Below are 20,571 nucleotides of genomic sequence, written 5' to 3'. Positions count from 1 at the left end.
CCAAAATGTATGGTGCAATTTCATCATACCCGAGTAAATTAGTCAAGTATTTAACCTACTATTTTACTCAAGTATTGTTCTTGTTAGAACACCCTAGTAATTTGCACGGGTATTTAACCTTTTTATCAATCAAGATTCAATGATTGTGAAGAGATTAAATAAGGCTAATGTAAAATATTTAGCCTTATTTAATAGGAAGTGTGAATATAAGCACGTTTGTCGCAATTTAGATTATTGGGTCAAATCCATCATGCTCTTGTTTACGCTTATGTGCTGCTGCACGTTCAGCTTCATCAAACTCATCTACATTTAACTCGGGAAGTTTCTCTGTACAGACTTCTCCTCCCATGGTTTGTACGGCTTGACAAAGCTCTTGAACTTTAGAATCCATTAAGTGCATGTGGTCAAGCATCTGTCCGATGGCATTGGCAACTGGGTCGGGGTTGTCAGGCGAAACTGCGTACGCATCAAAACCGTATTTTTTAGCCATTTGATTGCGTCGTTCAGATGTTTCCTTAGACTCAACAGATGGCGAAGCGACGACTCTACCAGGGATACCGACAACAGTTTTACCTGGCTCTACGTCTTTCACCACAACGGAATTAGAGCCAACACGAGCGCCATCATGCATGGTAATTGGACCGAGTACTTTAGCTCCAGCACCAATAACAACATTATTACATAAGGTTGGATGACGTTTGCCTGATTGCCAAGTCGTGCCACCTAAGGTCACGCTATGATAAAGCGTGCAGTCATCACCAATTTCAGCTGTTTCACCAATTACAACACCCATACCATGGTCAATAAAGAAGCGCCTGCCAATTGTGGCACCGGGATGAATTTCGACTCCTGTTAACCAACGAGAAAAGGTCGATAAACATCTTGCGAGCAGACTCCACTTTTTTAACCAGAGTTTATTGCTAATACGGTGCAGCCAAATGGCTTGCATTCCTGGATAATTGAGCAAGATTTCAATTGTACTATTTGCAGCAGGATCACGATGATAGATAGATTCTATATCTTCTTTCATTCTGGAAATAACACCCATAACTTCCCCCTATTGTCCTGCTTACTTATCAATCTTTTTGTCAATAGATGTCAAAATACCGCGTAAAATATTCATTTCAGCGGCTTCAACTTTCGCTTTAGTAAATAAGCGACGTAGCTTCACCATGATCTGCCCAGGGTGATTTTTAATAATAAAACCCGTTTTAGATAACGTTGACTCAAGGTGCACAAAAAATCGCTCTAGATCTTCAGATAAAGGGTAATCTTCAGCTTGCTTTTCTTGACCACTATTTTGTAAAGCTAAATGGGCGACGCGAGTTTCATAACAAATGATCTGCACCGCTTGCGCTAAATTAAGTGAACTGTATTCAGGGTTAGCAGGAATCGCCAAATGGTAATTACACTTCTGCAGCTCTTCATTACTTAAACCGTGGTTCTCACGACCAAATACAATGGCAACAGGGCCTGATGTGGCTTGCACAGAAAGCTTTTCACCCGCTTCTCGAGGTTCCAACATTGGCCAATCTAATGTGCGGCTTCTTGCACTCGTGGCAATCACTAAACTGCAATCAGCAATCGCAGCTTCAAGCGAGTCTACAATCGTGACATCTCTTAAAATATCAGATGCACCAGCAGCCAACGCAATCGATTGCCCGTCTGGTTCTACTCTTGGTTCAGCAAGATATAAATTTGATAAGCCCATGGTTTTCATGGCTCTTGCGGTAGAGCCGATATTGCCTGGGTGAGACGTTCCAACTAATACAACACGAATATTACTGAGCATTTAACTAACTTTCTGTGAACACTAAAAATTTATTTTTGAATACTAACACAAGCTGACATTATACGGTTATACGAAAATCTACATTTGATATAACTGACAAATCGAGTATAATACCGCCGCTATTTTACTCGTTCTTTAACATCCAGGGGATTGCTATGCATCCGATGCTCACTATTGCCACACGCGCTGCGCGCGCTGCGGGCCAAACTATTATGCGCGCTTTTACTGATCTTGACCGTATTGAGATTAGTACAAAAGGGACTAACGACTTTGTTACGAGTGTAGACAAGGAAGCAGAAGCAGCAATTATCTATCAGATCCGTAAATCTTACCCAGACCATACAATCGTGGGTGAAGAAGAAGGTGAAAACCGCGGTGAAAATAAAGATTATGTATGGATTGTAGATCCGCTGGATGGCACCACCAACTTTGTTCGTGGCATTCCTCATTTCGCAGTTTCTATTGCGTTACAGTACAAAGGCAAAACTGAAGTTGCCGTTGTTTACGACCCAATTCGTGACGAACTATTCTCAGCAGTGCGTGGTAATGGCGCAAAACTAAACGACTTCCGTTTGCGTGTGACCAATAACAATGATCTAGAAAATACTATCATTGCCACTGGCTTCCCATTTAAAGCACGTCAGCACACTGAATCATACATGAACATTTTAGGTGCCGTATTCCCATTATGTGCGGATTTACGTCGCGCAGGTTCTGCAGCACTCGATTTAGCCTATGTTGCAGCAGGTCGTATGGATGGCTATTTCGAAATTGGTCTAAAACCATGGGATATCGCTGCTGGCGACTTAATTTGTCGTGAAGCTGGCGGTACAGTAACTGACTTTACAGGTAACCATAACTACCTTGTTTCAGGCAATATTGTTGCAGGTAGCCCTAAAATCACTTCGAAACTTGTAAAAACAATGCGCCCACTATTAAACGATGGTTTAAAGCGCTAATTAATACAAAGGCCGCTTCTTTGGCTTAATATATTAAATCACTTCTTCAAAGGCCGCCTAAATATGACTTTAGGCGGCCTTTTTGTGTTCTTTTGATCTAGATCACTCCTACTATTAGGTTAGCTAGGCATATACTGCATTTTATGTTGTGACTACAGAGAAAAGGAATATGCCTCACACCGCTTTCAGTCGATTAGGTGTTAAATCACTAAAAATGATTGAACATTTTGTTTTATTTATTATTTCCCTTGCGACTTTTTACGCCATAGGTGAAGAGATCATGCATATGTTCAAACGTCAGACCGTTGAACTTGCTGACCTACTTTTACTGTTCATTTATTTAGAAGTCCTCGCAATGGTGGTCAACTACCTAGAGTCAGGCAAACTTCCAATCCGCATGCCGCTTTATATTGCCATTGTTGCCTTGGCTCGTTACTTGATTTTAGATATGAAGAGCATGGAAGATTGGCGCGTATTAGCTATTTCAGTGTCGACTATCGTATTAGCAAGTACGGTAATTGTTATCCGCTGGGGACAGTTAAAGCTGCCCTACCCTAAAAGCAAGGAAGATTAGCAAAATGTTACCAGTAAATAGCTTGGGATTAACCCAAGCTATTGCTTATACAACTAATTATGCTAAAACTAGGGTATAACCTCATTTAAAGGAGTCTCGACTATGACCCACGAACCACCCGGGTTTGAAGAAAAGCGCACATCATTACGTGTCGACATGGAAGCAGAGCGTGTTGTATTACACTGGATTGATGACCAAGGTGAATCTTGTGAAGGTGAAGGTGTTTGTTTAGATTTAGCGCGTAAAGGTGTGCTTTTCGATTACCGTAAGCCTTTCAAAATTGGTGATTTAGTCGCATTAACCTTTAATGAAGGTACCAGCCAACAAAATACCATAAAAGGTCAAGTTTGCCGTTGTCAGGAAGCCAATCCGCACAGTTTCCATATCGCAATGCAATTAGTTTAAGTTCCTGTCTCACAGATAATAAGCAAAGTTGCTGATATTGTTCTATTATTCAGGTTGAGCCATAAGCTTAGAATGTCAACATTATACTCATCAGGATCACAAGTTGGTTGCAATACCTATTAGGGTTATTCGCAAAAGGAGACACGTATGATACTGCTCGTAGGCGGTGAAAAAGGTGGCAGCGGTAAAAGCTGTTTAGCCCAAAACCTAGCCGTGAATATCACAGAAAAATATCAAGCCAATGTGTTAATGGTAGATTGTGATCCGCAACGCACCACTTCAGACTGGATCCAAGCGCGTAATGATGACCCTGACTTACCGAAAATCAACTGTATTCAACTTTATGGCAAAATCCGTAATGATTTGCTCAGCTTAAATGAACGTTTTGATTACGTCATTGTTGACTGTGGTGGTCAAGATAATTTAGCCATGCGTGCCGCTATGTCTGTCGCCACTTATGTGGTTATTCCCTTGCGCCCTAAACGCCGTGACTTAAAAACCCTACCGCATATGGAAGACATGCTCAGCACTTGTAAAATGGTCAATCCTAAAATGGTAGCGACCATTGTCATCACCCAATGCCCTTCATTACCTTCGCAATTTAAAAGAATACTTGAAGCCAAAGAAGTCGTTGAATCATACGGTTTACGCGCACTTAATTCGGTGACCTTCAGCCGTAATATTTACGACGATAGTGAAGAATCGGGCTCATCTGTGATGGAAATAGATCCTGAAGGTAAGGCGGCCGACGAAATACGTGCAATTACCGACGAATTACTCGCCATTCCGCCAGAGAATAGTTATGAATTTAACGGATCTTAAGCGTAAAAAGCCTAAACAGAGGCGTAAAGCGGTTAACATCGATGACTTTATCGAAGATGCCAATAACTATGCGCAAGGTAAGTCAACATTAACTGACACTGGCAGGCCAAGTACTGACCCCCTTTCCAAACCCCAAAAGAGTGCGAAAGGGCTAGATAAGAAGTCAGCTAAAGTCTATCGACATGCCACATTTACATTAACTGAGACCTGCATTACACAGTTAAACGAACTAAGTACAGATACAGGTTTGCCTAAGTCAAAATTAATCCGCATCTTGATTGATGATTTTTGTCAGCGCAGCGAACAAAATAAAACGCGAATTATCAATGATAAAGTCAATTTGCCTTAATTAATTACTTTTAACACTCTAAATCAAGCATTCACTATGTCACTCATTCTACTTCTCACTCAACAAATGTGCTTGTACCTAGTGATTGTTTACTTAGTTAGTAAAACCACTCTATTTAAGCTTTTCACTGAAACTTCCAAGCGCTTACCCCACAAGATTTTTATCTATCTGATTTTTTCTAGCTTTTGTATCATGGCAAGTTATTTCGGTGAGCAAACAACAGGTGCCATTGCCAATACGCGTGCTATGGGGGCGGTGCTCGGAGGTTTACTGGGTGGGCCTGTAACGGGTTTTCTTGTTGGGTTAACCGGCGGTTTGCATCGATATAGCCTTGGCGGTTTTACTGATGTCGCCTGTGCGATTTCCACTACGCTCGAAGGTTTGTCGGCTGGTTTGGTGTGCATGTATTTAAAAAATAATGCACGCTCTGAATTGATTTATCATCCTATGTTGGTTTTCTTAGTCACCTTCTGCGCAGAGATGATGCAAATGTGCATTATCTTATTGGTTGCTAAACCATTTGTGCAAGCACAAGCATTGGTTATTGAAATTGCCCCACCCATGCTTTTAGTCAACTCTCTAGGTGCAGCCATGTTTATGAGCATGATCCGCGACCAAAAAACCATGCATGATAAGTTGTCATCAAGCTTTTCAACCAAAGCATTAAAAATTGCAGAAAGAAGCGTGGGTATTTTATCTAAAGGCTTTAACCAACAAAGTAGTGGTCAAGTTGCACAGATCATTATTGAAGAAACTGAAGTCGGTGCCGTGGCGATTACCGACAGGGAAAAACTACTCGCTTTCATTGGTATTGGTGACGATCACCATTTAACTGGTACCCCCATATCATCTCAAATCACATTAGATGCCATCAACAATAATACCGTGATGTTTGCTGATGGTGTTGAGCACACCTACGCCTGCTCGCTGTCGCAAGATTGTAAACTGGGTTCAAGCTTGGTGATCCCGCTGCGCTATGATGACGAAGTCATTGGCACAATTAAACTCTATGAAGCCAAAAATAAGTTGTTCCTAAATATTAACCGTACTTTAGGAGAAGGTATTGCACGCTTATTATCTAATCAAATTTTATATGGCCGCTTCGAGCAACAGCAAAACCTGTTAACGCAATCTGAACTCAAGCTATTACAAGCGCAAGTTAACCCACATTTTTTGTTTAATGCACTTAATACCATTAGTGCAATTATTAGCCGTGACCCTAAGAAATCTAAGCAATTATTGCAGCAATTGTCCCAATTTTTGAGGATAAACTTAAAACGCACGACAGGCTTGGTTACCTTAAGAGATGAACTCGAACATATTGATGCTTATCTCGCAATCGAAAAAGCGCGTTTTTTTGACAAACTGACCGTCAATATCGACATTGATGACACCTTGTTAAACCATAAAATGCCAGCATTTACACTGCAGCCTTTGATTGAGAATGCAGTTAAGCATGGCACATCTCATATGATGGACGCTGGTGTGATTAACGTGACGGCGTTAATTGAACAAGACGCTTTAGTACTTCAAGTTTGTGATAATGCGGGGTTATATAAAGAAAAACCAGATAATGAGGGGCTGGGTATGAACATCGTCCACAAGCGCATTCAAAACCTGTTTGGTAACGATTTTGGCGTTAATGTTCAATGCCAACCCGACCGTGAAACCTGTATACAAGTGCGTTTACCACTTGAGGATATCAAACCATGATCCGCTGTATAATAATTGATGACGAACCCTTCGCGCGCCAAGAGATTGCTGACCTTCTCTTAGAACATAAAGATATGGAAGTGGTTGCAGAATGTGGCAACGCAATCGATGCCTTGCAGCAAATCAATCAATTGCAACCTGATTTAGTCTTTTTAGATATTCAAATGCCACGTATTACCGGTATGGAGCTCATCGCCATGCTGAGTCCGGAGAATATGCCCCGTGTAGTATTCGTCACTGCATATGATGAATTTGCGGTAAAAGCATTTGATAACAACGCATTTGATTATCTATTAAAACCCATTAATGAAGTGCGCTTCGCCAAAACCTTAGAGAAAGTTAAACAGGACTTAACCCCACAACAACTGGCGCCGGTGTCCCCAAGTCAACTAGTACATTTACCCTGTTATTGCGGCTCAAAACTAGTAGTCACTAATACATCTGATGTCGAGTATGCCTATAGCGATCTCGGTGGTATTCATGTGTGCACAGCCAATGGCCAGTGCCACACACAGCTAACTTTAAAAGTATTAGAAGAAAAAACACCACTGGTTCGATGCCATAAACAGTATCTGATTGCACTGACAGCAATTGCTGAAATCGAGATCTTAGATACTGGCGCACAACTCACAACACATAGCGGCGCAACAGTGCCGATTTCTCGACGATACCTAAAATCCATCAAGCAACAACTCGGATTTCAATAATGGTAAAACCGCTTAATTGTTTATTGTACCGCTTACCCCCTCAATTGCACCGCTCGGTTAGTTCTTCGATTAATTTCTGTTTATATTTAATAAAATGCTAGCGTCGAAAACTAGATAGAGTGTAATAAGATGACTTGGTTCTTACTGTGTGTCGGTTTATTAATCGGTGGCTATTTTATTTATGGCGCCATTGTAGAAAAAATATTTGGCATTAATACCCAACGCCAAACGCCTGCTTTTGAAAAACAAGATGGGGTCGATTACGTCCCTATGTCAAAAGGCCGTGTTTACCTAATACAATTACTTAATATTGCGGGTGTAGGCCCAATTTTTGGTCCGATTATGGGTGCTTTATACGGACCTGCGGCAATGCTTTGGATTGTTGTAGGCTGTATTTTTGCAGGTGCTGTTCACGATTACTTCTCAGGTATGCTGTCTGTTCGTAATGGTGGTTCATCAGTCCCCAATATCGTCGGTCGCTATCTAGGTAACAGTGCTAAGCACTTTATGAACTTCTTTGCATTAGTGCTACTCATACTCGTTGGTGTCGTATTCGTATCTGCACCATCAAGCATGTTAACTAATTTGATTAACAGCAAAACCGAAATCACGGTTGCGCTAGGTATGGTTGTATCAGTTGTATTCATCTATTACATCATCGCAACAATTGTTCCAGTTGATAAAATCATTGGCCGTCTCTACCCATTATTTGGCGCCCTACTCGTATTCATGTCTGTTGGTATGGTAGTCGCACTGGCTGTGAGCCCTGACCATGCAATGCTAAGCGGTTTTGAAGCAAAAGATTTTGTTAGCAACATGAACCCTAATGATATGCCATTATGGCCTGCACTATTCATCACCATTGCTTGTGGTGCAATTTCTGGTTTCCACGCAACACAATCACCTCTAATGGCACGTTGTATGGAAAATGAGAAAAATGGTCGCTTTGTATTCTACGGCGCGATGATTGGTGAAGGTATCATTGCTATTATCTGGTGTGCTATCGCACTATCTTTCTTTGGCAGCCTTGAGCTATTGAGTGAAGCGGTTAAAGACGGTGGTCCAGGTAAAGTTGTGTTTGACTCTGCATTTGGCTTAATGGGCCTATTCGGTGGTTTCTTAGCTTTCTTAGGTGTTGTTATCCTACCAATTACTTCGGGTGATACCGCTTTTCGTTCTGCGCGTTTGATTCTAGCTGAGTTTTTCAAAATGCCACAGAACCAACTACCAAAGCGTTTGATGATGGCAATTCCACTATTCATAATTGGTGGCATCTTAACCCAAGTGGATTTCGGTGTAATTTGGCGCTACTTCGGTTTTGCTAACCAAACCACTGCAGTCATGATGTTGTGGACTGCGACTGCATACTTAAATATCAATAATAAATTCCATTGGATAGCAACTGTACCTGCAATGTTTATGACAACGGTTGTCATCACATTTATTTTAAGCAATACAGACCTAGGATTTGGCTTAAATATGACAGTAGCAACCCTAGCAGGTATTATCTCAACACTAGTTATCACAGCTCTAGTATTAAAGACTAAACGTGAAGAAGGAAAAGATGACGTGGCTATAGAAGCTAACTAAATCAACTTCTTGCTAAAAAAGGTGCCATGTGGCACCTTTTTTGTTTCGTATATAAACCTGATGACTTTACTCATTGAAAAACACAAATAGGTTTCTTATAAACAAACTCCTCACTTTCCTGCCAAAAGTATACAGAAGTAACGTATAATCTATTGCTGTATTGACAGAAAATAATGCGTCCCCTAAGACGACTCTTCTCACCCTTACCTCTTTAAGTTTGCAACATGACTCAGAAAAATAACCCCTTACATGGCATTAAGTTAGAAAAAATCGTCAATGATTTAGTTGATGAGTTTGGCTGGGAAACTTTATCGACGCATATCAATATTAATTGTTTTAAGAGTAATCCAAGTGTGAAGTCCAGCTTAAAGTTTTTAAGACGCACACCATGGGCGAGAGAAAAAGTGGAATACTTATGGCTTAAAACTAATGACTTGCCCTTACCGACTCCTAAACCTTTTGAAAGTAAGCCAGCACAAACGACATCTCAAACGAGCACTAAACACAGTATAAGCTCATCCAATTCATCACAATCAGATAAACCTGTTAATGCTCATATATGGGGAAAATAAGACTCATAAAAAATGAATGGTGAACTTATACTGACAGGTGAGCTTAGCTAAATAGGAAAGCTGAAAATTAAACGCCAAGCTTCTAAGCCACCGCCATTTTGGTAACTCAATCCAAGCCTATCCACCATCATGCCATCCCAACCGAACACTTCCCAGCCTAATGGTTTGGAAAACTTTAATGTTGCTCCAACCTCATAGGTTTGATTGGTCGAGATATCTTCTTCATTAGGGTTAGGATTTATGAAGGTGAGTGTATCAAAGAACCAGCGGCCACTGACAAACACTCTAGGCTCAATAGTCTGGTTCCCCCATTGCCAATCGATACCTAAGCCAACATCAACACCACTTTGGAATACAGCAAAACTATCCGAACTGTCATTTAAGCTACTACGATAGGCAGCGTAATACAGCCTATTAACCCATATTGGCGAATAGGTATCTTGTTCAAACTCATAAACTAGAGAAGTGCCAGTTGAGAAGATCCCTACACTCGAAGAATTGGTGAAATTATGCCCATAACCTAAATCTACGTAGCTTTCTAATGTAGCTTGCTCATTTACAAACCAATGGTATTCAATACCCGGACTCAATGTCATGGTACCAACACTTTCCGGTAACTCGCCTGAAGGTAAATCATCAAAAGAGTAGTTAAAAAAGCCTAGCGACAACGGCATCCGCAGATATAAGTTGTGATCATCAGCTTCATCGAGCAAAAAGCTAAATGGCACATTGAGCACTGAAGCATTCTGCCCCGAAGTTCTATACAATCCTGTGCCCATATAGTTGGCAAAGGCGTAATGTGATGCGTCGGGGGAATCTGCGTACACCTTGGTGGGAAATGGTATTAAAAAAGCCACACTCAACAGTGCAGCTTTATTGAATACCGAATGGTCTAAAAAGATGTTTGGCTTTTTTATATTTAGATCAGTCTGCGGTTTCATCATTAAAGTGATGCTCGGACATCATATGCCCTAGCTGAGTCGATTTTGTCTTAAGGTATTGTTCATTATAGCGGTTTTTACCGACTTGCAATGGCACTCGCTCTTCAACTTCAATACCGACATTTTGCATCGCAACCACTTTACGCGGGTTATTGGTCATCAGCCTTACTTTACTGACACCAATTTTAGACAGCATAGGCAAAATCATATCGTACTTACGCATATCGGCTTCAAAGCCTAAACGTTCGTTTGCTTCAACAGTATTAGCACCCGCGTCTTGTAATTCATAAGCACGTATTTTGTTCAATAATCCAATACCACGGCCTTCTTGACGTAGATATAAAATAAAGCCTTGGCCTTGCTCAGCAATATTTTGCATTGCTGTTTGTAACTGAAATCCACAGTCACAACGTAAACTGAACAACGCATCACCCGTTAAACATTCAGAGTGAATACGCCCTAGTATCGCCTGCTCGGGTTCAAATTGACCCAATGTCAACGCAACATGCTCTTTACCAGACTCTTCGTCCTCAAAACCATGCATTTCAAATACACCCCAAGGTGTGGGTAATTTAGATGTTGCGATATATTTTATCGACATGAAATAACCTTTACGACAACACTCATTCCTTGAGCCATCACTTCCTGAATCCACAAAGATGGGTTATTGGCCAGACTGGTATTTAGAACTTAGCTGGGGCAAAACCGGTCACTTTATCAATACCCATTTCACGCCCAAGCGCTGTCATTGGGTGGACAACAACCAAACCACGAACCGACTTTTTAAGCTTGCCCATATCGGCTTGCTCAGCTTTAGTGAGCACGCGATTAAACTTCATAGCACGAATATCAGCACTCTGACTGTTCATTTGGCGGCTTTGTTGGCCTTTAATGCTATTGATACGTTTAGTTAATGCAGCAATTTCTTTATTAAACTGCAAGATAACAGCGTTATCACCGCGTTGCTCTGCTGCAGCCAACTTGCGGCGATACTTATCAAGTTTATCATTTAACGTTTGCAGTTCTTGCTTTAAGTTCATCGTACTACCTTAATAAATTGTGTGTGCTACTGATTTTGAAAGCGAATAACGACACGAATTTGGAGGCAGATTATATACCCAATACCCACTGAGTGCGAATATACGCTTCATATAAATGCATTAACCTGTATCAGCTGCACACTTTTAAGCCGGCAAACCTTTTCTCAACTGATGTTGTCATGACAATGCTCTCAATCCCTTGGTAACTTATTGCTCGAACTAAGCTTAAGTAGAATAAAACTTTCAATATGCACTATTCACTTACCATCAATACCTTGTGTACATAGGCGTATAAGCCACAACTGCAACACTTTGTATCACACAAACGCATGGCAAAAATGTTAAGCCACTGTTTACCTTATCGTTTATCATTCTGTAAAATTGAAATTACATAAATGACTGTTTAAATGAGTAAATCCTAGATTTAAATACATGAAGTCTTGGTATACATTATTGTCACTAACAACACTTAGTTCGCATTATTGACATATTTTAGAACTTTGTAGGATAAAAATAATAACAATGACAAGTCCATATCTAACCCAGAAAGAATTTTTGGTCTCCCCAGATAAGCCCTTAGTTTCTAGTACAGACCCTGCAGGTAATATTACATTTTGTAATGACGCATTTATTGAAGCTTGTGGTTATTCACGCGAAGAATTAATCGGGCAACCCCATAATATTGTCAGGCATCCAGATATGCCTGCCGCCGTATTTAAAGCGATGTGGCAAACATTACAGTCAAAGCAAGTTTGGATGGGGCTAGTAAAAAATCGCCGTAAAGATGGTGGTTTTTATTGGGTCAATGCCTTTGTTACACCTGTTTACGACAATAGAAAACTGGTTGGTTATGAGTCCGTAAGAATAGCCCCCAATATTAAAGATAAGCACAGAGCCTTTGCTTTATATCAGCGCATTAATGATGGCAAGGCGCCGATAAGTAAATGCAAAAAATTTAGATCCACATTAATAGATTCGCTGCCTATTATTTTACCTAGTGGACTCTTTGCAGGTTACTTAGCAATGACTGGCAACACTGGATTCGGTCTAACTGTGGTGGGTATTGCTATATTGAGTAGTTTTATCAATTTACAAAGGCAATATAGAAAATGGCAGAGTATGCTAGCGATTAGCCCAAACTCATTTGCCGATGAAATTGTTGCTCACACATACTTTGATGACACGGGTTATGCGGCTCAAGCCAAATTAGCCTTCTCATGTGAAATTGCCCGTTGTAGAACTGCACTCACCAGAATTGAAGAGTCAGTTGCCGGCTTATCAGATATTGCAGACTCGAATCATACACAGGTCAATACCACCCAGAATGCAATACAACAACAAAACTCATCTACCAAGCGCATTGCAACGGCGGTGGCTGATATGGCACACGCAACGCAATCAATAGCCGAGAAGGTCAATATCAATAGTGAGCATGCCGATGAAACTATTGTACATATTGCTAAAGGGACAAACTTAGCCGATGAGTCAATTAACTCCATCAATGAGCTGAGTCAATCAGTAAAAAACATTGCCGATACCATTAAAGAATTAGTAGAGTCAACCGAGCAAATCGATAAAGCAGCCAGCTTAATTAACACCATTGCCGAACAAACCAACCTACTTGCACTTAACGCCGCTATTGAGGCAGCCAGAGCAGGCGAACAGGGCCGCGGCTTTAGTGTCGTAGCTGATGAGGTAAGAGCGCTAGCCTTCAAGACCCGTGAGTCAACGGAGCAAATTCATCAAGTCATTAGCCAATTAAGCGACAGAACTCAAAGCGCTGCTACTATTTCTAATGAAGGAGAGATTGCGGCTAGAAAAGGCTTAGCCATTGTTGAAAGTACCCGTGATGCACTCGAAAATGTCGAACGTACAGTGACGAATATAAGCCAAATGAACCAGGATATATCCAGTGTAATTAGTCAGCAGGTTCAAGTAGCAGAGCACATTAACCAACAAATTGATGATATCAATTACAGTGCAAATGAGACAGCTAAAGCCGCTGAACAATCACAAATGGCTAGCCAGAAACTGGACAACACGGTTGCCATTTTCAATTCACTGATCAAACGCTTCAAGCTTGTAAAATAGAGTACGGATAATTGTCAATTTCTGATTAATAAACAATGTGATAGCAAGGACGCTTTCACGGAATCTACAGCAGACCAATCACACCAAAGCTGATTACCAAATCTACCTATGTCAGCATTATGTAAGCACGTCGATAAAGTCAATGCTCAGAGTTTTTACTCATGATGAGGATAAATGAGCGCTTCCTTGGGCACTTTACGTTCTGCCTTCATTCCATTGCCATCACTCTAGAGTAGTTTTATCTTGGAAACGCTGAGCAATCTGTTGAAACTCCTCTGTGATTGCATTGAAGCAATCAATGATATCGGGGTCAAAATGACTGCCTCTCCCCTCCAAAATAATAGCAACAGACTTTTCATGACCAAAGCCCACTTTGTATGGACGAGTGCTGATCAAAGCATCGTACACATCTGCAACCGCCATAATTCTTGCAGAAAGAGGAATATCTTCGCCAGCAAGCCCTTGAGGGTAGCCAGAGCCATCCCACTTTTCATGATGTGAATAGGCTATCTGTTTGGCAAACTGTAGAAAATTATCTGCGCTTCCCAGCGAACCAATAGCAGCCTCAATAGCATCACGTCCATATGTGGTATGCTGTTTCATCTCTTCAAACTCTTCTTCGGTGAGTTTACCGGGTTTTAATAAAATGCTATCAACTACCCCAACTTTACCGACATCGTGTAATGGCGCTGATTTGAATAAAGCAGAAATTATATCTGGCTGTAAATACTCGCGATACTTTTCCGTTTGCGCCAGCTTTTGTGATAACGCTTTGACATAGTACTGTGTTCTGCGAATGTGATTTCCCGTTTCAGGGTCTCTCGACTCAGCCAACGCCCCCATGGCCACCATGGCCACATCTTGCAAACTAGAAAGCTGCGATGTGCGCTCTAAGACTTTTTCTTCAAGCACTTCGTTTTGTTTAGCTAAATAGTCGCGAGATGCTTTGAGCAATAAATGGTTCTTGACCCTTTCTTTTAAGATTGGTGGACTTATTGGCTTTGCAATGTAATCAACTGCCCCCAGCGAAAGCCCTTTTGCCTCATCTTCTTCCTGGGATTTAGCGGTAAGAAATATAATGGGAATATCTTTAGTGGCTGGATCAGCTTTTAATTGGCGACAAACTTCATAACCATCCATTTCCGGCATCATCACATCTAAAAGAATCAGATCCGGCTTTTGTTTTGCGATAATTTTCAGGGCGACAGGGCCACTAATTGCAGCTTGAACAAGGTAATCATTGGCTAAAACCCCCTTAACCACTTCAATATTGGTTACGGTATCATCCACGGCTAGCACTGTAGCTTGTTTACTATTGTATACATCCATTTTCATTCTGCCTTCTTATCACTAATCCATGTTGCTCACTATTGATACTAGCTTAATTCACGCCTCAATTCAGTCGCATATTCCTGCGCGGCATCAAAGTCATATAACTCCAATACCTGCCTCATTTTCGATAGTAATTGGTGTTGAGGTTCAGGTACTGACTGTTCAAGTAAGTCATCCACTAACTCAAGAATGCTGGCGTCATAAGACGCAATCATTTGATCAATTTTGTCCAGCTCACTAGTTATATCAATATTTTCCTGAGTACTTGCCGAATGCTGCTGTAAACTGAGCTGTAATTGCTGCACTTTGTCTTGTGCGCTATCAAAATCAAAGTTTGAAAGATCATTATGGACTGACTGTAAAAACTCAGAGTTAGACGTGTCTTTTATCAAGGCTTCGATTTGCTCAAATGTATCAATAGCAGTACTGTCAAAGTCGTCAATTTGTACCATCAAGCTCTGACATAGTTCAATGACTTCAGCCACAGATAATTGAGGCGACGGTTTACTAGTGCTATTAGCCCATTTACTTTGTAATGCTACGTCAATTTCACTCACCATCTTGCTAACAAGCTTTTCTATGGTTTGCAGTTGTTGCGCTATTTCAGTGTCAGTTTTTAACTTTTCTAGTTGCTCTGAGTCAGATTTTTCTAAATCATTCAATGTGAGTTCAAGCTGATTACTTGGCTCAAATAAATATTGTGCACCAATGTTGCCCGCAATACCTTTCAGCGAATGGATAGCGATAATAGCCGAGCGAATATCACTATCATTTAAATGCTGCTGAACACGCTCAATCACATCAGCTTCAGTTTCACGGACTCGCTTCAATGCTTTGATATAACTTTTTACACTACCGCCCATCCTTTGTATTGCTGCATCTGTATCAAAATCTGCAATGTACACATCTTTAGGATTGATTTCTGATTGTTGGAGCGGCGTATCCAATGTTTTACCTGTTGGCGTAATCCATTTGGCCAGTGTTTGATACACTTGCTGTGGATTGATTGGTTTAGGTAAATGGTCATTCATACCAGCTTCAAGGCATCGTTCTTTATCACCGGCCATGGCATTAGCAGTCATGGCGATAATCGGTAAATCATCAAATTCACCCGTTTGCCTAATTTCTCTTGTTGCTTGAAAGCCATCCATTACAGGCATCTGAATATCCATTAATACCAGATCATAATGATTTGCTTTAACAGCATCGACAGCTTCTTGACCATTATTGGCTAATGAGACTTCAAGTCCCGCCAATTGGAGTAACTCAGTGGCAATTTCCTGATTAAGGATGTAATCCTCAACCAACAACACATGGGCTCCTACAATGCCTTTAGCAGCAGAAACATCCAGTAAATGTGATGATTGTTCAACTTCACTACTGACCTGATTACCCATCACACGCATCACAGTGTCATACAAGTTTGAAGCATTAACGGGTTTAGATATAGATGCATCCAATCTAATGGATTTAGCAAGCTTGATCATGTCATCTCGGTCATAAGCCGTGATAATAATGAAATGAGGTTGGTGACGTAACGAGAGGTCGCTTTGTAATTGACGGCCAAACTCAATACCATCCATCTCAGGCATTTTCCAATCAGCAAGCACAAGCCCAAATGGGTGCCCATTCGCATCTGCAGCAGCTACTTTTTCTAACGCTTCAGAGCCCGATGATGCAATATCAGTCACAAAGCCAAGGCTTTCACAAATATTCAGTAATATTTCCCTTGCCGCAGTGCTGTCATCAACAATCAATACATGTAATTTTTCCATGCTTGATGCAATAGCGTCTATTTGTGGAGTAACCATATTCGATGGTTTAAACTGGGCTGTAAAATAGAATTGACTACCTTTACCTTGTTCACTTTCAACCCAAATGTCGCCTTGCATCAGCTCGGTCAATGTCTTACAAATTGTGAGTCCTAATCCAGTACCGCCATATTTACGTGTAGTAGAGGCATCTGCTTGACTGAATGACTGAAACAACCGGCTAAGTTGTTGCTCATTCATGCCGATGCCAGTATCACTAATCATAAACTTCACTTTCACCGAATCACGAGTCTTGAACATCAACTCAGCTTTGACAATAACCTCGCCTTGCTCAGTAAACTTAATGGCATTGTTTGTCAGATTAAGCAGGATTTGCCCTAAACGTAGTGGATCACCAATCAAGGCTAAGGGCAACTGTGGGTCAACATCAACCAACAACTCTAGGCCTTTTTGTTGCGACTTTTGACTCACTACCTGCACTAAATTATCTAAGGTATCAGCCAATTGAAAATCTATATATTCAAGGTCAAGCTTACCTGCTTCAATTTTTGAGAAGTCTAAAATATCGTTAATAATGCCTAATAGTGACTCTGAGGAAGTTTGTATTTTATTTATATAATCAGACTGTTTACGATTTAGCCCTGTTTGCAAGGCTAAATAACTCATACCAATAATCGCATTCATTGGGGTACGGATTTCATGGCTCATATTCGCGAGGAAATCACTTTTCGCTTGAGTGGCTTCTTCGGCCTTCTGCTTAGCAAGCATTAACTCACGCTCAGCTTCTTTACGCTCCGTGGCATCACGCACAATGGCGGTAAACAAATGCTCTCCCGCAAGTTCAGCATCTCCCACAGCCACTTCTATTTCAATGTTGCGGCCATCTTTGCAATAACCTGTAATAGCTAAGATGAGATGTTGTTCAATTGCCTCTGATTTACGCTGTTGATAGAGTTCATGAAATGCCTGCTCCATGATGTTTTCAATGGGTTCACCTAGCATGTCTTTAGCGCTATAACCGAAAATATCCGTTGCTGCTGGGCTAAATTCTTGAATAATTCCTTTTTTATTCACCACTATGATCCCATCGGATGCATTATCAATGATGGTTCGCGTGCGTTCAGAATTGAGTTTTAATTCCGCCGTACGTTCATTCACTTGCGCTTCAAGTTCTGACTGCACATGTTTTAATGAGTTAGTTGCTCGACTGGCTATGCGCAAAGTGAACAAACTGGTACCGAACATGGCACTAATAGACAAGCATAACATTGACCAAACCGTGTACTTGAAAATGGTATTAACTTGCCTCGCTTCAGACACGTCCATTTCAGCTGCGATCCCTAAACCTAGCTTATCGTCCCACATCCAATTACCAACCACCACTTGACCGCGGTAGTCGTTATAACCGTTCAAGTTTATCCCTGCTCTTTCTTTGGCGATTTCAGCAGCCATGAGTGTTAATGGCCAGTTATGGTTAGCGGGTTGAGGAAATTTCAACAAATCCACGCCAGGATTAGCAATACGTAAATTGAGTGAGGCTTGTTGATGGGGTTCAATTAAGCCTATTTCTTTTAACTCGCTTTCAAAGCGAACATTCGACAGCAGCATACCCGTTTTATCAAGGGCATAGGTTTCACCTGAGTGACCGATAAATCCAGCTGACAAAATCGAGGAAAACGCACCATTAAAATCAACACGTTTGGTTAATACAGCGATCACATTGCCTGCGCTATCTTTAACTGGTACAGCAAAAAACATGGTTGGCGGTAAATCACGCGTGATGTGTTGTCGTGAGTCATTTAAAAACACATCGGATCGGATAGGTGGAATAAAAACATTTTCTCCAGCAAACACTTTTTTGAGCAACTCTGGTCTAGCTTGCTGAATCACATTAATACTACCAATATTGCTGTTTCGGCTAGATGCTAAGCTAATGTGTTCAGGTGATATGACAAAGTACCCAATAGAATCACTGCTTCCATGGCGTAATTCGATAAAATCATAGATTTTGGCTTGTAACGCCGACCCCGTTAACGACTTAGGGTCTGCCGGTACCTCCAGTAGTTGTTGTACTAAATCTACGAATTTGGGCGATTCACCAATTAAGGCTATGGAAGACATTTCAAGATCAACCCACCCCTGCAGTCGGTCATGGGTAGAGTTCAATAAGGTTTGCAAATTATACTCTACAGTTTCATCACTACGCTGCTGTGCATACTGTGTGACGATTGACGTTAATAGAATCAAGCAAGCACAAAGAAAAACTTGAGCCCAGGCCAAAGATTGTTTAAAGCTTTTACTGCCAAATTTACGCGCAATTTCTTTATCACTTGCTTGGAACACTTTTGCCATAAACCAAGCCATGATAATCAATAAAACCACTACGATAACGATCACTCGCCATATCGTTGTCATGGAGTAGCTGCTGCGGCTTACATCCTGATGACTTTTTGCCGTCGATTTAAACCAATCTTCACGAGTAATGATTAAATCTTTTAACTTTAAAGTATCTAGACCTTTCTGCAGTATATTGCCAAGAATGGGTGATTGCTTGTTTGATAGCATATGTACAGATGTCGCTGATATGACATCTTCATCAATCAGGCGTAATCCTGTGACATTGCGCTTTTCTATGCGATCCAATATCACAGACTCGGAGTCCAAAATAGCGTCGACTACGCCATTGAGCACGAGCTCTATGCCTTCTTCCACGTTTTGAATTTCGGTAATAGTGATATCTGGGTACACAGCCAAGATTTTATCTATGGTGGTATAACCTGCTTGAACAGCAATATTAGCTAATGCGAGATCTTTCGCGGTTTGAAATTGTTCATTTTCCTCTTTAACAAAAAATACTTCTCTCACTAGGTAGTAAGGGGTGGAATATTGGCCGTACTTTTTTCGTTCTTCACTTAAATAAGAATGAGGAACAACATCAATTTCCCCCGCTCGAAACTGCTCAAGCATTGTTTCCCAAGGCAATTCAACAAATTCAACCTTCATGCCTGTTTTTTCAATGATTTGCTTAACAACGACTCCAGCAAGCCCTGCTATCTCGCCATTGTCTTCAAGATATAAAATCGGCGGTAAATCCTCTATGCCAATTTTAACGGTATGGGTTGCTAACCACTGTTCTTCTTGTGCAGTAAGCGCGATACCGCCCTTATTTGCACTGGCGCGCTCACGCTTTTTAAACTCTCTTTCTAGCACTATCAATAAATCCATATAGCGTGCTTTAGCATCATGATATTCATCGCTATTTAACACACTCATACCACGTTGACGTTCACCCTGCTTCACCATACTAATGGCGGTGTCTTCGAGCTGAAATAACTCATCTGACACTTTTTGGAACTCGAGAATATAACGCTGTTCATCTCGATATTGGTTTTCTAGTAGCCGATTAGCTTGTGCTGTGAGTTTAGGTTCAAATTCATAATAGCGGGTTAACCAGCGCTCATCGCCGGAAAAGGTATAACTCAATACTGAGGCGGTTAATACCTCATCTAAATATTTCAAATCAAGAATGATATTGAGCAGCTCCACCTCAGTCAGTAGTGCTTCTTCTACAGAGGAGAACTTTTCTATTGTCTTGCGAGATTGTGACGGTGAGTTAATTGCCTGAGAATCAATTGATGGTGGAATGTCTACCTGCTCAGCAGCAAGACTATCTGAATCTGATAGCTTGTCATTTGTGGATTGGCTATGCGCAGGAATAATGGCACTGAACAAAAATACCAAGCTCAAGAGCAGTAAACTTTTAGGTCTTTTATTATTCAAACTTGCTGCAATTTGACTAAATACAAGGGTGGCTGCCATTCGCATTCTGTAAACATCCTATCTACATTCGTATCCGTTAATCTAGCTTACATCAGCCATGAGGGCAACGCTTTAAGTCGCTATTTATTCGGC

At 41.0% G+C, this 20,571-nt stretch carries 17 protein-coding genes; 10 read left to right on the top strand and 7 right to left on the bottom strand.

Translation table 11 applies throughout. The features are described from left to right. Positions 1–226: 226 nt before the first annotated feature. Together cysE and trmJ are read right to left on the bottom strand one after the other, a co-directional pair. Positions 227–1,048 carry a serine O-acetyltransferase gene (gene cysE / locus ACHUGF_RS10470; RefSeq protein WP_394130990.1) on the bottom strand — a complete coding sequence of 274 codons (822 nt, stop codon included), beginning with the start codon at positions 1,046–1,048 and terminating at the stop codon, positions 227–229. Between the two features lie 21 nt (positions 1,049–1,069). Beyond that, on the bottom strand, positions 1,070–1,792 hold the full coding sequence (gene trmJ, locus ACHUGF_RS10465) for a tRNA (cytosine(32)/uridine(32)-2'-O)-methyltransferase TrmJ (protein ID WP_394130988.1): 723 nt from the start codon (positions 1,790–1,792) through the stop codon (positions 1,070–1,072). A 155-nt stretch (positions 1,793–1,947) separates the two neighbouring features. Between trmJ and suhB the strand changes: the two genes are divergently transcribed. The 9 genes from suhB to ACHUGF_RS10420 all read left to right on the top strand — a co-directional run bounded on the left by suhB (position 1,948) and on the right by ACHUGF_RS10420 (position 9,483). Then, complete coding sequence (gene suhB, locus ACHUGF_RS10460; RefSeq protein WP_394130987.1) at positions 1,948–2,751, top strand: inositol-1-monophosphatase; 804 nt, start codon at positions 1,948–1,950, stop codon at positions 2,749–2,751. A 169-nt stretch (positions 2,752–2,920) separates the two neighbouring features. After that, on the top strand, positions 2,921–3,325 hold the full coding sequence (locus ACHUGF_RS10455; protein WP_394130985.1) for a phosphate-starvation-inducible protein PsiE: 405 nt from the start codon (positions 2,921–2,923) through the stop codon (positions 3,323–3,325). Between the two features lie 102 nt (positions 3,326–3,427). Then, complete coding sequence (locus tag ACHUGF_RS10450) at positions 3,428–3,730, top strand: PilZ domain-containing protein (RefSeq protein WP_394130983.1); 303 nt, start codon at positions 3,428–3,430, stop codon at positions 3,728–3,730. 147 nt (positions 3,731–3,877) lie between these two features. Continuing rightward, a complete protein-coding gene (locus tag ACHUGF_RS10445; RefSeq protein WP_394130981.1) occupies positions 3,878–4,552 on the top strand; it encodes an AAA family ATPase in 675 nt (224 codons plus the stop codon). Beyond that, positions 4,533–4,901 (top strand): replication protein RepA, encoded by a 369-nt coding sequence (locus ACHUGF_RS10440; RefSeq protein WP_394130979.1) that lies wholly within the window; start codon positions 4,533–4,535, stop codon positions 4,899–4,901. The genes ACHUGF_RS10445 and ACHUGF_RS10440 overlap by 20 nt, the downstream gene beginning before the upstream one ends. 36 nt (positions 4,902–4,937) lie before the next feature. Continuing rightward, positions 4,938–6,614: a LytS/YhcK type 5TM receptor domain-containing protein gene (locus ACHUGF_RS10435; RefSeq protein ID WP_394130978.1), complete on the top strand. Its 1,677-nt coding sequence runs from the start codon at positions 4,938–4,940 to the stop codon at positions 6,612–6,614. Continuing rightward, the gene (gene btsR, locus ACHUGF_RS10430; protein ID WP_394130976.1) at positions 6,611–7,321 is read left to right on the top strand and encodes a two-component system response regulator BtsR; all 711 of its coding nucleotides are present in this window, start codon (positions 6,611–6,613) and stop codon (positions 7,319–7,321) included. The genes ACHUGF_RS10435 and btsR overlap by 4 nt, the downstream gene beginning before the upstream one ends. Before the next feature lie 129 nt (positions 7,322–7,450). Next, entirely contained in the window at positions 7,451–8,911 is a 1,461-nt protein-coding gene (locus ACHUGF_RS10425; RefSeq protein WP_394130974.1) for a carbon starvation CstA family protein, read from the top strand. A 224-nt stretch (positions 8,912–9,135) separates the two neighbouring features. Beyond that, the gene (locus tag ACHUGF_RS10420; protein ID WP_394130972.1) at positions 9,136–9,483 is read left to right on the top strand and encodes a VF530 family protein; all 348 of its coding nucleotides are present in this window, start codon (positions 9,136–9,138) and stop codon (positions 9,481–9,483) included. A gap of 47 nt (positions 9,484–9,530) precedes the next feature. Here ACHUGF_RS10420 and ACHUGF_RS10415 read toward each other — a convergent pair whose 3' ends face one another. From ACHUGF_RS10415 to ACHUGF_RS10405, 3 genes are all read right to left on the bottom strand, one after another. Beyond that, the gene (locus ACHUGF_RS10415) at positions 9,531–10,427 is read right to left on the bottom strand and encodes a hypothetical protein (protein WP_394130970.1); all 897 of its coding nucleotides are present in this window, start codon (positions 10,425–10,427) and stop codon (positions 9,531–9,533) included. Further along, a complete protein-coding gene (ribA, locus tag ACHUGF_RS10410; protein ID WP_394130969.1) occupies positions 10,408–11,025 on the bottom strand; it encodes a GTP cyclohydrolase II in 618 nt (205 codons plus the stop codon). Before ribA ends, ACHUGF_RS10415 begins: the two co-directional genes overlap by 20 nt. Before the next feature lie 82 nt (positions 11,026–11,107). Continuing rightward, the gene (locus ACHUGF_RS10405) at positions 11,108–11,464 is read right to left on the bottom strand and encodes a YibL family ribosome-associated protein (protein WP_394130967.1); all 357 of its coding nucleotides are present in this window, start codon (positions 11,462–11,464) and stop codon (positions 11,108–11,110) included. A 522-nt stretch (positions 11,465–11,986) separates the two neighbouring features. Here ACHUGF_RS10405 and ACHUGF_RS10400 point away from each other — a divergent pair. Then, entirely contained in the window at positions 11,987–13,555 is a 1,569-nt protein-coding gene (locus tag ACHUGF_RS10400; RefSeq protein ID WP_394130966.1) for a methyl-accepting chemotaxis protein, read from the top strand. A gap of 222 nt (positions 13,556–13,777) precedes the next feature. Here ACHUGF_RS10400 and ACHUGF_RS10395 read toward each other — a convergent pair whose 3' ends face one another. Together ACHUGF_RS10395 and ACHUGF_RS10390 are read right to left on the bottom strand one after the other, a co-directional pair. Next, entirely contained in the window at positions 13,778–14,890 is a 1,113-nt protein-coding gene (locus ACHUGF_RS10395; RefSeq protein ID WP_394130964.1) for a response regulator, read from the bottom strand. A 41-nt stretch (positions 14,891–14,931) separates the two neighbouring features. Then, positions 14,932–20,478, bottom strand: a complete 5,547-nt coding sequence (locus ACHUGF_RS10390) for a response regulator (protein ID WP_394130963.1) — start codon at positions 20,476–20,478, stop codon at positions 14,932–14,934. Positions 20,479–20,571: the final 93 nt, after the last annotated feature.

The organism is Shewanella maritima (genome assembly GCF_043643735.1).
Classification (GTDB): domain Bacteria; phylum Pseudomonadota; class Gammaproteobacteria; order Enterobacterales; family Shewanellaceae; genus Shewanella; species Shewanella maritima_A.
The sequence above is the reverse complement of the archived record's forward strand: the minus strand, read 5'-3'. Positions and strand labels throughout refer to the sequence as shown.

Bases quoted from the DNA above. Each gene is read 5' to 3' on its own strand.
- ACHUGF_RS10440 (WP_394130979.1), top strand. From the start codon at position 4,533: ATGAATTTAACGGATCTTAAGCGTAAAAAGCCTAAACAGAGGCGTAAA.
- cysE (WP_394130990.1), bottom strand. From the start codon at position 1,048: ATGGGTGTTATTTCCAGAATGAAAGAAGATATAGAATCTATCTATCAT.
- btsR (WP_394130976.1), top strand. From the start codon at position 6,611: ATGATCCGCTGTATAATAATTGATGACGAACCCTTCGCGCGCCAAGAG.
- ACHUGF_RS10445 (WP_394130981.1), top strand. From the start codon at position 3,878: ATGATACTGCTCGTAGGCGGTGAAAAAGGTGGCAGCGGTAAAAGCTGT.
- ribA (WP_394130969.1), bottom strand. From the start codon at position 11,025: ATGTCGATAAAATATATCGCAACATCTAAATTACCCACACCTTGGGGT.
- ACHUGF_RS10420 (WP_394130972.1), top strand. From the start codon at position 9,136: ATGACTCAGAAAAATAACCCCTTACATGGCATTAAGTTAGAAAAAATC.
- ACHUGF_RS10405 (WP_394130967.1), bottom strand. From the start codon at position 11,464: ATGAACTTAAAGCAAGAACTGCAAACGTTAAATGATAAACTTGATAAG.
- trmJ (WP_394130988.1), bottom strand. From the start codon at position 1,792: ATGCTCAGTAATATTCGTGTTGTATTAGTTGGAACGTCTCACCCAGGC.
- ACHUGF_RS10425 (WP_394130974.1), top strand. From the start codon at position 7,451: ATGACTTGGTTCTTACTGTGTGTCGGTTTATTAATCGGTGGCTATTTT.
- ACHUGF_RS10435 (WP_394130978.1), top strand. From the start codon at position 4,938: ATGTCACTCATTCTACTTCTCACTCAACAAATGTGCTTGTACCTAGTG.
- suhB (WP_394130987.1), top strand. From the start codon at position 1,948: ATGCATCCGATGCTCACTATTGCCACACGCGCTGCGCGCGCTGCGGGC.
- ACHUGF_RS10395 (WP_394130964.1), bottom strand. From the start codon at position 14,890: ATGAAAATGGATGTATACAATAGTAAACAAGCTACAGTGCTAGCCGTG.
- ACHUGF_RS10400 (WP_394130966.1), top strand. From the start codon at position 11,987: ATGACAAGTCCATATCTAACCCAGAAAGAATTTTTGGTCTCCCCAGAT.
- ACHUGF_RS10390 (WP_394130963.1), bottom strand. From the start codon at position 20,478: ATGGCAGCCACCCTTGTATTTAGTCAAATTGCAGCAAGTTTGAATAAT.
- ACHUGF_RS10415 (WP_394130970.1), bottom strand. From the start codon at position 10,427: ATGATGAAACCGCAGACTGATCTAAATATAAAAAAGCCAAACATCTTT.
- ACHUGF_RS10455 (WP_394130985.1), top strand. From the start codon at position 2,921: ATGCCTCACACCGCTTTCAGTCGATTAGGTGTTAAATCACTAAAAATG.
- ACHUGF_RS10450 (WP_394130983.1), top strand. From the start codon at position 3,428: ATGACCCACGAACCACCCGGGTTTGAAGAAAAGCGCACATCATTACGT.